This is a genomic window from Lonepinella sp. BR2357 (assembly GCF_051851525.1).
In the GTDB taxonomy this organism is placed as follows: domain Bacteria; phylum Pseudomonadota; class Gammaproteobacteria; order Enterobacterales; family Pasteurellaceae; genus Lonepinella.
Window position 1 is genome coordinate 18,341 of record NZ_JBPDVG010000018.1, and the last position, 15,747, is coordinate 34,087.

At 41.7% G+C, this 15,747-nt stretch carries 12 protein-coding genes and 2 rRNA genes; all 14 read right to left on the minus strand.

The window, feature by feature from the left end; translation table 11 throughout:
- Positions 1 to 44 precede the first annotated feature (44 nt).
- Positions 45 to 671, minus strand: a complete 627-nt coding sequence (gene yihA / locus ACTG7L_RS10355; protein ID WP_439328474.1) for a ribosome biogenesis GTP-binding protein YihA/YsxC — start codon at positions 669 to 671, stop codon at positions 45 to 47.
- Positions 672 to 732: 61 nt separating this feature from the next.
- On the minus strand, positions 733 to 2,187 hold the full coding sequence (gene gnd / locus ACTG7L_RS10360) for a decarboxylating NADP(+)-dependent phosphogluconate dehydrogenase (RefSeq protein WP_439328475.1): 1,455 nt from the start codon (positions 2,185 to 2,187) through the stop codon (positions 733 to 735).
- A complete protein-coding gene (locus ACTG7L_RS10365; protein WP_439328476.1) occupies positions 2,177 to 2,944 on the minus strand; it encodes a hypothetical protein in 768 nt (255 codons plus the stop codon). The genes gnd and ACTG7L_RS10365 overlap by 11 nt, the downstream gene beginning before the upstream one ends.
- Positions 2,945 to 3,008: 64 nt before the next feature.
- Positions 3,009 to 3,707, minus strand: a complete 699-nt coding sequence (locus ACTG7L_RS10370) for an aspartate/glutamate racemase family protein (protein ID WP_439328477.1) — start codon at positions 3,705 to 3,707, stop codon at positions 3,009 to 3,011.
- Between the two features lie 18 nt (positions 3,708 to 3,725).
- Positions 3,726 to 4,421: a 6-phosphogluconolactonase gene (gene pgl / locus ACTG7L_RS10375; protein ID WP_439328478.1), complete on the minus strand. Its 696-nt coding sequence runs from the start codon at positions 4,419 to 4,421 to the stop codon at positions 3,726 to 3,728.
- 12 nt (positions 4,422 to 4,433) lie between these two features.
- Entirely contained in the window at positions 4,434 to 5,921 is a 1,488-nt protein-coding gene (gene zwf / locus ACTG7L_RS10380) for a glucose-6-phosphate dehydrogenase (protein WP_439328479.1), read from the minus strand.
- Positions 5,922 to 5,997: 76 nt separating this feature from the next.
- Complete coding sequence (cysQ, locus tag ACTG7L_RS10385; RefSeq protein ID WP_439328480.1) at positions 5,998 to 6,810, minus strand: 3'(2'),5'-bisphosphate nucleotidase CysQ; 813 nt, start codon at positions 6,808 to 6,810, stop codon at positions 5,998 to 6,000.
- Positions 6,811 to 6,897: 87 nt separating this feature from the next.
- On the minus strand, positions 6,898 to 8,091 hold the full coding sequence (locus tag ACTG7L_RS10390; RefSeq protein WP_439328481.1) for a DUF3322 domain-containing protein: 1,194 nt from the start codon (positions 8,089 to 8,091) through the stop codon (positions 6,898 to 6,900).
- The gene (locus ACTG7L_RS10395; RefSeq protein ID WP_439328482.1) at positions 8,091 to 11,447 is read right to left on the minus strand and encodes an ATP-binding protein; all 3,357 of its coding nucleotides are present in this window, start codon (positions 11,445 to 11,447) and stop codon (positions 8,091 to 8,093) included. Before ACTG7L_RS10395 ends, ACTG7L_RS10390 begins: the two co-directional genes overlap by 1 nt.
- Before the next feature lie 67 nt (positions 11,448 to 11,514).
- A complete protein-coding gene (locus ACTG7L_RS10400; RefSeq protein ID WP_439328483.1) occupies positions 11,515 to 12,216 on the minus strand; it encodes a DUF4194 domain-containing protein in 702 nt (233 codons plus the stop codon).
- 9 nt (positions 12,217 to 12,225) lie between these two features.
- Complete coding sequence (locus ACTG7L_RS10405) at positions 12,226 to 13,686, minus strand: DUF3375 domain-containing protein (protein ID WP_439328484.1); 1,461 nt, start codon at positions 13,684 to 13,686, stop codon at positions 12,226 to 12,228.
- A 255-nt stretch (positions 13,687 to 13,941) separates the two neighbouring features.
- Positions 13,942 to 14,364, minus strand: a complete 423-nt coding sequence (locus ACTG7L_RS10410; protein ID WP_439328485.1) for a hypothetical protein — start codon at positions 14,362 to 14,364, stop codon at positions 13,942 to 13,944.
- Positions 14,365 to 14,593: 229 nt separating this feature from the next.
- Positions 14,594 to 14,709, minus strand: a 5S ribosomal RNA gene (gene rrf, locus ACTG7L_RS10415).
- Positions 14,710 to 14,889: 180 nt separating this feature from the next.
- Positions 14,890 to 15,747, minus strand: a 23S ribosomal RNA gene (locus ACTG7L_RS10420); the annotation flags it as partial.

The window sequence follows — 15,747 nt, forward strand, 5'->3', positions numbered from 1 at the left end:
CTTTGCAAAAACTACGGTGTATTTTTGGAATCAAGATCACAAAATTAACTCTTTTCACCCTCAAAAGTGGGACTAAACCAGTCATTTAACTTCATCGACAAGCGATCAATGCCAATTTTATTCAGGGCTGAAAATGGCTCAACTTGCACATCACCCTGAAAAGGTAAAATCGCCTCACGCACCATTTTTACGGTTTTTGATCGGGCACTTTGGCTGAGTTTATCGGCTTTGGTGAGTAATAATAGGACAGGCAGTTCTGAGGCCACTGCCCATTCAATCATTTGCTGATCGAGATCTTTTAACGGATGACGAATATCCATTAAAATCACCACACCTTGCAAGCATTCTCGTTTTTGCAAGTATTCCGATAAAGACTTCTGCCATTGCAATTTCATCTGTTCTGGCACCGCCGCATAACCATAACCTGGCAAATCCACCAATTTACATTGTGGCTCCACTTCAAACAGATTGATTAACTGCGTTCGCCCTGGAGTTTTTGAGGTTCGAGCCAAGTTTTTTTGATTGGTTAAGGCATTAAGTGCGGTGGATTTTCCTGCATTTGATCGACCAGCAAAGGCAATTTCGATTCCTGTATCTTCTGGCAGTTGCATGATATTCGCTGCACTGGTGAGAAAATGGGTTTTATGGTAGTTTAATTTTAATTCGGACATTTTTTCTCTCTTGAAGTGGGGAAAAAACCATGTCAGTTCTCCCCCACCAGATATTGCTCAACTACACATCATACGTCGTTGATGCCGTATTGCCACCACGACCAGTCCAGTTAGTATGGAAATGTTCGCCACGTGGTTTGTCAGTACGCTCGTAAGTATGTGCGCCGAAATAGTCACGTTGAGCTTGTAGCAAGTTGGCTGGTAAGTTGGCGGAGGTATAACCATCTAAGAACGTAATTGCACTTGCCATACAAGGCATTGGGATACCCACTTCAATCGATTTCGCCACCACTTTACGCCAATCCGCTAAACAGTTTTCTAAAATGCCTTTGAAATACGGATCAGCACCTAAGAACACTAAATCAGGATTAGTTTCGTACGCATCACGGATATTGCCTAGGAAACGGCTACGAATAATACAGCCCTCACGCCATAATAACGCCGTTGCACCGTAATTAATATTCCACTCAAAATTCTCTGACGCCTCACGAATCAACATAAAGCCTTGGGCGTAAGAGATGATTTTGGATGCCAATAAGGCACGGCGAACGGCCTCAATCCACACTTTTTTATCGCCCGTGACTTGCGAGATGGTTTTGTTGAACAATTTAGACGTAGCAACACGTTGATCTTTGAAAGAAGAAACACAACGAGCAAATACCGATTCGGTGATTAAGGTTAATGGAATACCGAAATCAAGGGCATTGATGCCTGTCCATTTACCGGTACCTTTTTGGCCTGCAGTATCTAAGATTTTTTCCACTAACGGGCTGCCGTCTGTGTCTTTATACGCCAAAATATCCGTTGTAATATCCACTAAATAGCTGTCTAATTCGGTATTTTTCCATTCTTGGAAAATAGCGTGCATTTCATCGTAGCTTAAGCCTAAACCGTCTTTTAAGAATTGGTAGGCTTCACAAATTAATTGCATATCACCATATTCAATGCCGTTATGTACCATTTTCACGAAATGACCTGAACCGTCTTTTCCTACCCAGTCACAGCAAGGCTCGCCTTTATCTGTTTTCGCAGAAATGGCTTGGAAAATGAGTTTCACATAAGGCCATGCGTCTTGGCTACCACCAGGCATAATAGACGGCCCATGTCTTGCCCCCTCTTCACCGCCCGATACACCTGAGCCAATAAAGCGAATGCCTTTTTCCGCCAAGGCTTTCACTCGGCGGTTGGTATCAGGGTAATTTGAGTTACCGCCGTCAATGATAATATCGCCTTGCTCTAAGTGCGGTAATAAGGCGTCAATAAATTGATCCACCACATCGCCCGCACGCACCATTAACATCACTTTGCGTGGTTTTTCTAATTTGGCGGCTAAATCTTCTAATGAGTAAGCCCCAATGATATTGGTGCCTTTCGCTGCACCTTGTAAGAACTCGTCAACTTTGCTCGTGGTGCGATTATACGCCACCACTTTAAAGCCGTTGTCGTTCATATTTAAAATCAAATTTTGTCCCATTACCGCTAAACCGATAACGCCGATGTCGCCTTTAACTGACATTTTTTTCTCCTGTTAATTTAGAATTTGTCAACTCACTCACATTTCTTTTTAATAATGTGCGTAATGTTCGTAATGCTTTACAAGGTTCTTCACGTCTTGCTGACGGATGAACTGTTCTATAGCAAATAATTTTAGGGTTATCTGAAAAATGAAATCGTTCTAGATATTTTTTATCTAAACTTTCATCAATCTGCTTACCTGAAGGTTTTAAATTTTCAAAATATTTTCGGCGTGTTTGCACACCTTGATTACCTGATGCAAAAATAACAATATTTGGTTTTAAAATCTCAATTTGTGCTTTAATTAATTCCACAGAGAGAATCTCTATTTCATTAAATAAGATACTGTCTTTTAACTTTGTTGGACATCCTTTTTTATAATCACAAGCAAAAATATTTGCCCATAGAAAACAAGCTATTGGATTATCTTTTTCTAACTGTTTCACATAATTAAAAAAACCATGTCCCCTTTTTAGCTTAGGATTTTCAAACCAATTTTTACTTTTTGCTATACTTTTCTTGATCGTTTCAAGATTATATTCATTAATATCATCGCCTATTTTCCACCCACGGGTTTCTCGCCCAATAAATAAAACAATCACTTTTTCATCAGAATAATTCTCAGGTACAAAGCCTAAATGAAGATGTGATAAATCGTTTTCCGCTAACAATCTCTTCACAGAATCATTATTCATCAAAATATCTTGGTATCGTTTAATTAATGCGGAATAGGCATCAGCATAATTCATTCTTTGCATAACATAGGCACATTCAAAACAAGGCAAACACGACTTAAAAAAGTCACATCACGGTCTAATTTACTCATAATTCATCACTCAGAATAAACCCAACTGCCATTTCACTATGTAACTGAGCAGTATCAAATAACGTCAATACCGTATCATTTTGCTGAACCAATAAGCCTATTTCAGTACAACCCAAAATCACCCCCTCAGCTCCCTGTTGAGCAAGTTCTGCAATGGTCTGCGAATAAAATTGTTTTGATGTTGGCAGAATTTTCCCTACACATAATTCTTCAAAAATAATGCGGTGAATTTCTTGCTGATTTTTTGCATCAGGTACCAGCATTTCTATGCCACGCTGGGTTAATCCATTACGATAAAATTCATCTTGCATCGTAAAAGCGGTACCTAATACCGCAATCTTAGATAAGCCTTTTGTCTTAATCGCATTGGCAGTCGCATCTAAAATATGCAAAAACGGGACATTAATTTGTTCCATAATTTGGGGAGCCACTTTGTGCATTGTGTTGGTTGCCAATAAAACGGCATCTGCCCCCATCTGCTCTAATTTTTGTCCTGCTTGAGCTAAAATTTCCCCTGCTTTTTGCCAATCACCTGATTTTTGGCATTGTACAATTTGCTCAAATTCTACGCTCACCATTAACAGCGGAGCAGAATGATTTCCACCGAGCTTTTGATTCACTAGACGATTAATTTGCTGATAGTAGGTTATTGTACTTTCAGGGCTCATTCCGCCAATAATACCGAGTGTTTTCATTCTGTTAGTCCTTAACACTTACAGTAACTTCGCTGCTCCACGATCCAAAATCCATTCCGTTACCCCTTTCGTGCTTTGAATTTTCGCCGCAGGATAAGGCAATTGGTCGGCGGAGTGTGTCGCAATTTCCTTGATAATCTCGGCTTTGGCTTCGCCTGTGACTAAATAGCTAATGCGTTTCGCTTGGCTCAACAATTTTGCTGTTTTCGAAATGCGTAGCTGTCCGCTTTCGGGGTGTTTGGCAATCACCGCTAAATGGGGATCATTGAAATCCGTTTGATGCGGAAATAACGAAGCGGTATGTCCATCATTGCCCATCCCTAAAATAATCCAGTCAAATTCACCGTTTGGTACGAGCTTTAATTCCGCTTCAAAACGTTTTAACTCAGCCGTTGGATCATTTTCGCCCCGAATGCGGTGAATATTTTCCGCTGGAATTTGAATATGATCGAATAATAGCTTTTGCACTTCGCCATAATTGCTTTCCTGATCCGTTGGGGCTACCATCCGTTCATCGCCCCACCAAAAATGCAAATTTTTCCACCGCACATTCTGATTAAACGGGGTTTGAGCAAGGGTTTTAAACAACAATTTTGGCGTGCTACCACCAGACAACGAAATATGCACAGGTTTATCCTGTTGACTTAATTGCAAAAACTGCTCGGCGATGTTTTCTACCGCTTGTTGAGCGGTTTCAAAAATAATGGTCTTCATTTCACGCCTTCCTTAGATTTTTTTCTTCATTACACCGCTGGGTTTACGCCACACTCGACCCGATTTCGCAATGAGTTTATCCGCTTCTTTCGGCCCCCAAGTGCCTGCTTCATATTCATACACACGACCCCGATTTTCTTTATAATTTAGAATCGGTTGCACAAATCGCCAACAAGCGTGTACGGCATCGGTACGAGCAAACAAGGTGGCATCACCTTTAATCGCATCAAGTAATAAACGTTCATAAGCGGTTAATAAACTTGATGAGCCGCTTAAATCCGAATAACGGAAATCCATGGAAACTTCTTTCGCATCAAACCCTGCCCCCGGTTTTTTCAAGCCGAAACGCATGGAAATTCCCTCATCCGGCTGAATGCGGATGATCAATTTATTTTCAGGGGCATTTTGGCTGAATACCGGATGTGGCGTGGTTTTAAAATGGATCACGACTTCTGTCACTCGAGTCGGTAAACGTTTACCTGTACGCACATAGAATGGCACACCCGCCCAACGCCAGTTGTCAATTTTACAGCGTAATGCCATAAAGGTTTCCGTATTTGAGTCCGCTGGTACACCTTTTTCTTGTAAATAGCCTTTGGCTTGCTCGCCGTCAATTTGGGCTTCGGTATATTGGCCTAGCACCAAATTATTTTGCAGATCATCTTCACTTAATGGGTGCAAACAGTGTAAGACTTTCGCCACTTCATCACGCATAGAATCCGCATTAATAATCGCTGGCGGTTCCATGGCTACCATGGCTAACACTTGCAATAGATGGTTTTGGAACATATCACGCATTGCCCCAGAGCCATCATAATACCCCCCACGTTCTTCCACGCCAATGGATTCTGCGCCTGTAATTTCCACATAATCAATAAAATTACGGCTCCAAAGGGGTTCAAATAAGCCGTTAGAAAAACGTAGCACGAGTAAGTTCTGCACGGTTTCTTTGCCCAAATAATGGTCAATACGGTAAATTTGATGTTCTTCAAAGAAACGGTGAATTTGAATATCTAATTCGTGAGCCGTCTTCAAATCATAACCAAAAGGTTTTTCCACGATAATGCGTTTCCAACCATATTCTTCGGTATTCAAGCCGTGAGCCGCTAGACATTCAGGAATCACACCATAAAGGCTTGGCGGGGTAGAAAGGTAATAAAGCGTGTTACCGCAGGTTTGGTACTTATCGTGTAATTCATCAAGACGTGGCACTAACTTACCATAATCTTGCGAATCAGAGGTGTTTACAGATTGGTAATACAAATGTGAGCAGAAATTATCTAAACTTTCACCTGCTGCTTTCTCATGTTTAATCAATGCTTTACGCATTTTGTCACGAAAACTTTCATCATTTAAATCTGAACGAGCCACGCCCAGCACAGAAAAGTTTTCCGTTAAACGCCCGATTTTATAGAGGTTATAAAGGGCTGGAATTAATTTACGATGAGTCAAATCACCTGACGCACCAAAAATCACAATACAATTATTTTCTGCATTCATATTATTATATCCTAGTAAAACGATAAACTATCCCTATACTATGCACCATTCACATAGAATTTTCAAATAGCTATTACTAATTAAAGCAAAAGATTTTTTGCCAATTTACTTCACGATCTGCTGTCATCACAAAATGAGGATTAATAAAGGTTTCTCGTTGATTATAAGTTAAAGGTAAAAAATGCGGTTCGAAAATATTTCCATTTAACTCACTGAGTAAAATTTCAGCTGCTGCCGTATCCCATTCACCAGTATCACCTAAACGCACATAACAATCCGCTGTACCATCTGCCACCAAGCCCCCTTTTAAGCCACTAGAACCATATACGAGAAACTCACAAGGAAAATTCTCAGGCAAAATACACCGCACTTTTTGCTTATGGCTGTCTGAACCCACGGCGATTTTAAGCGGTTTACTTAAATCAATATGGCGAGCGATTAGGCGTTGATGATAATTATCTTCCAGTTTATACGCCCCAAATCCCTGCATAGCGTAATAGGTTTTGTGTAAAATCGGCGCATGAATAACCCCTAAAATGGGACGATTATGATGAATTAAGGCAATTAAAATAGAAAACTGCCCCGTTCTATCAATAAATTGTTGCGTACCATCTAAAGGATCGATTAGCCAATAGGTTGCCCATTTTTGTCGTTCTGTTAAGGGAATATTGCAATTTTCTTCCGAGAGAACAGGAAAATCAGGGGTAAGTGCGGTGAGTTTTTGGGTTAAAAATTGACTAATGGCAACATCCACTTCTGTCACGGGTGTATTGTCTGATTTTGTATGGATTTCAATAGATTCAGATTTTAGATAGAAATTTTCTAAGATTTTACCTGCTTCATTAGCAATATGAAGAACAGATTGAAGAAGTTGAGCCGTGAGTTGCATAGAAAATCCTAGGTGAAATCCGCATTGGATTTAGTGTAGCAAAATTTGTAGGAATTGACGAATGATATTGTTTGATGAGTTGTTTTATCAACGTGCCAACCATTTCGCCAATATCATTGCGACATAATCCCCCGCTAACCTTTCTTGTTCTAAGCGTGTACAACCAAACCCACCATTTTTTAACTTCTGATACAATCCCACTTCCGCCACCGTTAAACCACTCGGTACAAACTCACAGGCTTTGGCTTCATTCACCATTTGCTTTTGATGTTGAATGAGCGTCTGTTCGTCCATCATTAACGCCCGAATACTGGGCTGTTTTAGGCGTACGAGATTAAGAATATGCAATCCGTCCGAATCTATATCGCCCCAGTAGGCAAGATTTTTATCCGCCAGCCAAGCCGCGTCTAGCCAAGCTACATTTTTGCCACCACCAGCGACTGCTATGCTATTGTCTAAATTTGGCAAGGCAAGAGCGGATTGTTCATTTTCTACAATCAAAATATTCTGGGCAGGCAAGGCAAAATTGAGCAAGGTCTCACTATCCAGCCGTAAAATCGGCAATCCGCCAAGGGCTTGTTGTGTCTTGTTACATAGCGGTTTAATCAATAACCAGTCTTTTGGTTTAGGCTTGCAATTGAGCCACGCCATTAAATCCTGAGTTTTAACCTGTCCATTATGTAAAGCGTCTAGCAAATTTTCTACTAACACAAAATGGCTTTCTAAAAATTTGGTATCCACGCCGACCAAAGGCAAGGCACGCAGATAATTGCCCTGCCCCATATTTGCCTGTAACTGGGGGATAAGTTGCACCAGAAGCTGTAATTCAGCTTCAGTCAAAGGCTCAATCGATTCTAAATTATCAATTAACGTATTGATAAAATCCAAATGTGCGGTCAAATTTTTAAGCAAAAAGGCAAATTTGCGATAAGTAGCATCAAATGCTTGTTGTTCATTTTCGCCTAGGCAAGCGATTAAATCAGGTAAAGTGTTAATCTGAATTTTAATGGGGATATTTTGTTCACCAAAATGGCGGAGTTGGCGTGTTTGCCATTGTACATTAAAGCTCGGTAAGGCATTTTGCCAAGCGTGGATAAAGCGTTGAAAATGTTCTGGATTGTCTAGTATTTGTGCATTTGTGGGGGCTTTTAGGCTGATTTCCAGCGGAAAAGCACGCTCGCCTTTTAAGCGTGCTTTGAGATGGGTGCGATGGAGCCATTCACGCTGGGTGAGTAGGACGGTGATATTGTGGGGGAGCAAGCCCCAGTTTGCATCTGCCATTAAGTTAATTCAATCCCCAAATCCTGTGCTTGCTGTGCAAGATTTTGCTTTTTCGCCAACTGCTCATCAATCTGTTGCCACGTTACTTCGCACAAACGGCTTTCGTGTTTTTCGCTATCACGTTCGGCGATCAGTAAACTACGAGCGGATTCTCGTGCTAAATTTAAGTTTTTATACGGCGTAATCAAATTAACGTGAATGCCAAGGGCTTTAAACTCTCGCAACACTCGGCGACTCACTGCTTCGGCGGTATTAGAAAAGGCTTCGTCCAAAAATACCGTGCTATAAATCGGATAATCGCCATTATCAGGCGTAAGCACATAGGCAAGGCTGGCTGCCACGATTGTACCAGCAAAGGACTCTTTTTCACCGCCTGATTTACCGCTAGATGAGTCCAGCACATCAAGCACTTCGCCACTTTGGCTATGCACTTCTTCGGCTTTGAATGCCATTTGATAGCGTGGGTCAAGCAAGCGTAAACTCTCTAAACTGTGAGCGGTTGCTGAGTCGCTGGCTTTGTCCAAAATCTGTACTAATTCTTGCAATAAATTAAAGCGTTCTTCGTGATTATCGCTGGTTAAGTAACCCAAGGCTTTTTTGAGATTGCGATCAAAAGCAATAACGTGGGCATATTTTTCACGTTTGGCATCTAAACGTAAATAAGAGTTGGCTTTAAATTCCGTTTTTGCCAACACGAGATTGATACGTGCAATGCGGTCACGGATTTTTTCATATTCGCTTTCTAATTGGTTTTGTAGTCGTGCCAAGGATTGCGTAGTGTGTTTGTTGAGCCGTTGTTTGAACTGCTCAAACAGTTGCGGTAAACCTTCTTGTTGCAATTCGTCCAAGTAACGCAAACAATCCGCCAAGCCGTCCAAGCCAACGCCCCAGTCCACGGTGAGCGGCTGCCATTTGTCCTTGCCCTTAAAGGAACTCATCACGCCCACCGCACTCTTTTCTTCGCTACCTAAGCGTTCACGAATGCGTTGCAATTCTTGTTCTAAGTCGGCTTGTGCCTGTTGTTGCTCTTGGTAATTTTCCACATTTACCTTAGCTAGACGCTTGCTTAATAGCACCTGCACATCATCAGCTAGACCTTGTTCCACCAAGGCTTGTGCTTGCTGTAATTGTTGCTGTAAGGAGGATTGCTGTTGCTGTAGTCCGCCTTGTTCGCTGGCTAAATTTAAGCCTGTTTTACGCAGATGTTCTAGCTCATCTTTGGCTTGCGTCCAGCGTGCTTGGGCTTGTGCCATATCGCCAGAATTATCTTCTAGGCGTGCCAAGTTTTGTTGCTTAATGCTTAGCAATTGTTGCCGATAAGGGGCGTTGATATTATCCCATTGATATTCAAGGATTTTTTGCCATTGCAAATGCTGTTGTTGCAAGGTTTTAATCGCTTGTAAACACTGTTTCACGTCCTGTTCGCACTGCTCCAATTCGTCTTGAATTTGCTTGATTTGACTGCTTAATAGGGCGATTTTCTGTTCATTACTAAAGCCCAGTTGCCATTGACGGCGGTCATTCACCTTGTGCTGATCTTTTTTCTCAAAATAACCTTGTTGTAGCTGCATTAAGCCCTGCTGCGTGAGAGAAAATGGCGTACGGTTGAGTTCGTCAATGCCATTCACACAAGTCAAATCGCTTTTGCTTAAATGGCGTTGCAACCAGTGTTGATAAGGGTGTTTACGCCAAACGAGCTTGCTTAAAAAGCCCTTTGGGGCAAAATCCACAGGGGCAAAATTGCCCTGCTCCACCACTTGCACCCGCACAAATAGCCCTGTGTGATGGGCATTGAGCCAGTCGGTAACTTGGGCGTAGCGAGCTTGTGGTACAAGTAGCGTAGTACGTTTACCACCCAAAGCACGCTCAATCGCCCCTTGCCACGCTTGCTCATTTTCGGCAACATCTATTAACTCACCGATAAACATTAAGCTATTTTCCGCAAAATTTAATTCATCGGCGATTTTGTCTCTCAATTGTTGATAACGCAGCTCTATATTAGAATTTGGGCGTGCTTTAAGTTCGTTTAGCTCAATTTTTAGCGTGCTAAGTTGTTGTTTATATTCATTTTGCTGACGATCTTTAGCACTAAACTGTGCATAAAGGGCATCACCTTGGGCTTCACTATCGGCAAGCTGTTGCTCGGCGTGGCGTTGATTGTGGCTAAATTGCGTAGCGTCTAGGCTTTCATCTAAAGCGAGCTGACGACAAATCTGCTGATACTGACTGCTTTCTACAATCATACGCTGTAGTTTTTCTTGTAAATAGGCGATGTCTTTGCGTAAGTTTTCTAGCTGGTCGCCACCAAGTTGTAAATATTGTGCATAGTAGCTTTCTACTTGTACTTGACTATCGCTAATGGCTTGCTGATTGCTGTGAATTTGCTGGGCAATGTGCGTTAGTTTTTCAGCAAGGATTTGCAATTTTTGCTTAAAAATCTGCTCTTGCACTTGAGCAAAATAAACAGGCAAGCCGATTTTTTGTTGTTCTAAACTGTGGCTTTGCTCTCGCAATTTATCTATATTTTGGGCTAATTGGGGTAAGCGTTCTAGGTGTGATACCTGTTCACGCACATCTTGTAATTTATCGTGGGTACTGACCAAATCGGCAAATTCAGCCACTATCAAGCGTGCTTCATCACGTAAACTACTTGGTTCAAGCACTAATTCACGAATCAACTTGGTTAAGTCATCAATCTTTTTTAATCCCAAAGCACGAGATAGTAAGGCTGGCGCATTTTTGTTTTGCATAGATAAGAGTTGGCGATACAACTGCTGATAATCGTTAAAACGATCATCAAGGCAAGTGATCTGTGGTTGCAATTTGAGCCACGTTTTTAACGCTCGACTGTCAGCATCAGCAAAAACATCAAGCACATCTTTGAGCTGAATATTTTGCTTGCCAATCAGATACAGACGCTTGACATCACTTAGGCTGTTGCTAGCTTGCAACGTCCAAAACAAGGCAATCAGAGTAATTTGCGTACCGTCATCGCCCTGATACAAGGCTCGCAAACCCGTAATCACCGCCTTATCACGCTTGTTTTTAGTGCGTGTTTGGCTGCCATCATTTGCCGAGCCAAAACTGCCACGCATATAAGACAGTAGTGAACGATCCGAGCGGTCGCCTTGGGCGGCTGCCACGTTAAAACTGGCTTTACTTGGGGGAAGTAACAACGCCATTAAACCGTCAATAAAGGTAGATTTACCTGCACCATTATCACCGGTAATCAGCGTACCCTGTGGATCTATGCGGGCATTATGCAAACCGTGGAATGATCCCCAATTAAACACGGATAATTCCGCAAGGCGAATTTGGGACGGAGCGAAAAGCGTATTTTGCGTGGTGTTTGGCATAGCAGTGTCCTGAATGTGTTTAATCTGTTAAAAGTGCGGTGATTTTTTACGGATAATTTGCAAATAATTACTGTTCGGCTAATTGTTGATATTCCACCAATAAACTTTCTAAAAACTCGGCATTGACCACATAGCGAATAATCGGTGTAATTTCAAAACGCTCGTCTGACCCCCTAACAGCGGTGAGCAATTTGCGTTTCATTAGCTCTTTGACACGTCCACTTAATTTTTTACGTTCAAGGCTGGCGTGTTCTACTAACGGTAAAAATGGACTTAGGCTAATTTCTAACTGCTCTAAATCTATGATGATTTTTTGCTCGCCTGCGGTTTCTCGTTCTTGGTAATGTTTGCGTAAGACCAGTAACAATAAGGTATCAAATAGCGACAAAGTCCGCCTTGTGATCAACGAATAACTGTCTTCATCGGCTTCGTCCGCTTCATCATCACTTGCAGTGCTATCTTGGGTTTGTACAAATGCCACCCCAGCACGTTCATCAAGCATTAAGGACAAATACACATCTGCCAAATGCTGACGAATTTGCACTTGATAACGGCATAGACTGTCAAATAATTTTGCTTTTTGGCTATGTAAAATCACACCCTGACGCAACAAATAAACCAACACACGCTTGGCGTCTTCAGGCATTGCTTGTGGAAAGACTTCAGGTGGACTTACTTCATCCTGAGATTCGCTATTCTCGACGGGTTCAAGCTCGCTTGTCGTGTCAGTCGGTTTACCACTGATCATTTCAAATAGGCTTTGCGACATTATTGTTCCTTATAGCGGTAATTCATTTAAATCAGTGGGGAATAAATCCACACTCAACAGCAACATAGGTATAGAAACTTGCAATCTCTCGCCATTTTTATCGTGGATAATACAGCTTTCACGTTGCCCTAAATCAGGTGCATTCACCGCCTTTGCCACACGCAAAAAAGCAACCAGTTCTTCTAAACCTGCGTTAATCGGTAAACATTCCACAAGCCCTGCAACACTTAATGCCCCTGATTGTTTCAAGCAAGCAAAAATCTGCTCAGCCACTTGACCGATTTTAACCGTTTCTAAACTCGCCAAGACCATATCACTGGCATTATGACTGTTTTGGTGCAATGTGGTATCAGTTTCAATTTTTTCACTCGGTAATTTTAGACGTTGAGCCGTGGGGGAATTGATTTGAATGGTACCTGTTGGCAAGGATAGGGTTGTATTGATTTTGTGCAAATTATCTAGTTGGCTAAAATTCACCGCAATTTTTTCTAATTTACTCAGCAAACGATCTACCGCTTGATTTTCCACTGCTTGTCCACTTTCTATATAAGATCGCAGTTCTTGTTCGGTGCGACGACGGACTCTAAACACACGCTGGCTTTCGTTATTTAGCTCATTCATCAACTGCCCCAAAAAGCGAGCTTGATTATCGGCTAAATGACTGGCGACATCAGGCTTAGCAAGAATTTGACGTAATTGTTCACGCAATTCCGTGGCACGATTAGGGTCGCACAATAGCTGAAAAAAACCTTCAAATGCCCCACCTGCTTCGGTTTTGGCTAGGAGTTCTTCTTTATCCATCACCGACTGCAATACCGCACCACGTGAGCTATCATCACTAATCATCGCAATCCGTAAAGACTGGTCAAATTGACGAATTTCTTCTTCTAAATGGCGGAAATCAGCAGTCAATAGTGATGCTAATTGATAGATTTCACGAATACGTTCACGCTTGTGGTTATCATCTAGTTCAATGATGACCCCTGCATTGATAGCATCTATTTCACGCTGAATGTCGGCTTTTTTGTTTTCTAATAAGGCGATGCGATCATCCGAATTATCACTTAACGCCACCACCAACTCACGTACTGCTTCTTGCACAATGCGTAAATGCGACGCTGTGGTGTTAGACGCTCGTTGATGTAAATTACGACAAAAACGTAACGCCGTTTCAGCAGAATCTGTTTTGGTAAGCAGATCATCCATTTCCCTAAGCCAACCCTGACGAATCCACTGATTCAGATAAGTGGTGGCATTATTTTGCGTTTCCCAAGTGCCCAACTCTCGGCTACGTTCTAATACTGAATCAAGCAGTAAGCGAGCTTCGCCATAGCTAATTTCGTTATAATCGGCAAATATAGCGTCCAAAAATGCCAAAATATAAGGTGCATTATCCGCCCTTAACAACGCCCACGCACGGCTTTCTTGCTGTGCGATTTTGTATTTAGCTTGCAGGGATTGGAAAGACATTGGCTACGTTTAAGGTTATGAATATTATCAAGAATTGTAATAAGGGGAATAATGCGTGTCAATCAGATTATATTACTTTTCTTATCATTTCTAAATGAAAAGGACTGAGTCCGATAAAAGATCGTTGTCAGTCCTTGATGTAAGCATCTAACTTTTTGGGATGGATCATTTCTAGTTATTATCTCAGAAACAGGTATTTCATAAATTTTGTGTGGGACTGATGTTTTAATCACTACACATAGCAATAAAATCCCACTATTGGGAATTAATCTTTTTCTGAAAACTCTGATAAGTTTTATCGGTCATTATTCTAAAAGTCTTAGACACATGCTGTTTCACTTCATTTTGAGTCATGTTATAAGATTTATAAAGTGTATGAGGTAAATTAAAAAATGCAGGGCTATTCCAAAACTCATTAACAGGGAAACCCATTTCTTTAGAAACATTCCAATCTAAACTTGCTGCTCCCAAACCATAATAAATACAATATAAATTCTGTGGTGTTTTCTCAAAACAATCTTGTGTATTAATTATCAACCCTGTAATACCTAAATTGAAATAATCATTTACAATATTATTAGCAGCTTTATTCATTAAAGCATTATTTTGAGGTGGCATTTTTGCTACAGCAGAAACCGACAAAAATAGCCCTAAAATAAAAAGAAAGATTTTATACATACGAGACTCCTCGAAAGATTTTGGATTATGCAGAGATATTTTACTTTCTATGCAATAGAAAGTAAAAGGAGTATATACTCCTTTCAAAATCATTCATTTTTAACCGATGGAGAAAAAAGAATATGCGGTCATTGCCCCAAAGTGCAAATTTTTGATGTTGGATAGGTTCGAGTCTAGCGCCAAAAAGCAAAAACCCCACTGATTGCTCAGCGGGGTCCGTTTTATAATGCCCTGATGGTGACCTACTCTCACATTGGGAAACCCAACACTACCATCGGCATTACAGCATTTCACTTCTGAGTTCGGCATGGCGTCAGGTGGGGCTACTGCATTATGACCATCAGGATTATTCCTTTGATGATTGGGCGTATTCAATACGACCCTACATTTCTTTTGTTCTATTCTTTAAATTTAAAAACAAGCTGTCTGTTTGATTCTCTTTTTTGTCTGATTTTTTAGTTTATTTAATTTTGATTTAGTTTTACTTACTTTTTCTTACTTCACCCAAAAACACTTGAGCGTTGTATAGTTAAGCCTCTCGGGCAATTAGTATGTGTTAGCTCAACGGCTCGCACCGCTTACACACCACACCTATCTACGTCTTCGTCTTAAACAACCCTTACAATCTCTAAGATTGGGAGAACTCATCTCAAGGCAAGTTTCGTGCTTAGATGCTTTCAGCACTTATCTCTCCCGCATATAGCTACCCAGCAATGCGTCTGGCGACACAACTGGAACACCAGGGATGCGTCCACTCCGGTCCTCTCGTACTAGGAGCAGCCCCTTTCAATTCTCCAACGCCCACGGCAGATAGGGACCGAACTGTCTCACGACGTTCTAAACCCAGCTCGCGTACCACTTTAAATGGCGAACAGCCATACCCTTGGGACCTACTTCAGCCCCAGGATGTGATGAGCCGACATCGAGGTGCCAAACACCGCCGTCGATATGAACTCTTGGGCGGTATCAGCCTGTTATCCCCGGAGTACCTTTTATCCGTTGAGCGATGGCCCTTCCATTCAGAACCACCGGATCACTATGACCTACTTTCGTACCTGCTCGACTTGTCTGTCTCGCAGTTAAGCTTGCTTTTACCATTGCACTAACCTGACGATGTCCGACCGTCATTAGCAAACCTTCGTGCTCCTCCGTTACTCTTTGGGAGGAGACCGCCCCAGTCAAACTACCCACCAGACACTGTCCGAATACCCGTTTCAGATATTTCGTTAGAACATCAAACGTTAAAGGGTGGTATTTCAAGGTCGTCTCCACTCAAACTGGCGTTTAAGTTTCTCTGACTCCCACCTATCCTACACATCAAAATTCAAGGTTCAGTGTCAAGCTATAGTAAAGGTTCACGGGGTCTTTCCGTCTAGCCGCGGG

Excerpts from the sequence above, each read along its gene's own strand:
- ACTG7L_RS10390 (WP_439328481.1), bottom strand. The coding sequence starts at position 8,091 with ATGGCAGATGCAAACTGGGGCTTGCTCCCCCACAATATCACCGTCCTA.
- ACTG7L_RS10410 (WP_439328485.1), bottom strand. The coding sequence starts at position 14,364 with ATGTATAAAATCTTTCTTTTTATTTTAGGGCTATTTTTGTCGGTTTCT.
- ACTG7L_RS10365 (WP_439328476.1), bottom strand. The coding sequence starts at position 2,944 with ATGCAAAGAATGAATTATGCTGATGCCTATTCCGCATTAATTAAACGA.
- pgl (WP_439328478.1), bottom strand. The coding sequence starts at position 4,421 with ATGAAGACCATTATTTTTGAAACCGCTCAACAAGCGGTAGAAAACATC.
- gnd (WP_439328475.1), bottom strand. The coding sequence starts at position 2,187 with ATGTCAGTTAAAGGCGACATCGGCGTTATCGGTTTAGCGGTAATGGGA.
- ACTG7L_RS10395 (WP_439328482.1), bottom strand. The coding sequence starts at position 11,447 with ATGCCAAACACCACGCAAAATACGCTTTTCGCTCCGTCCCAAATTCGC.
- zwf (WP_439328479.1), bottom strand. The coding sequence starts at position 5,921 with ATGAATGCAGAAAATAATTGTATTGTGATTTTTGGTGCGTCAGGTGAT.
- cysQ (WP_439328480.1), bottom strand. The coding sequence starts at position 6,810 with ATGCAACTCACGGCTCAACTTCTTCAATCTGTTCTTCATATTGCTAAT.
- ACTG7L_RS10405 (WP_439328484.1), bottom strand. The coding sequence starts at position 13,686 with ATGTCTTTCCAATCCCTGCAAGCTAAATACAAAATCGCACAGCAAGAA.
- ACTG7L_RS10400 (WP_439328483.1), bottom strand. The coding sequence starts at position 12,216 with ATGTCGCAAAGCCTATTTGAAATGATCAGTGGTAAACCGACTGACACG.
- yihA (WP_439328474.1), bottom strand. The coding sequence starts at position 671 with ATGTCCGAATTAAAATTAAACTACCATAAAACCCATTTTCTCACCAGT.
- ACTG7L_RS10370 (WP_439328477.1), bottom strand. The coding sequence starts at position 3,707 with ATGAAAACACTCGGTATTATTGGCGGAATGAGCCCTGAAAGTACAATA.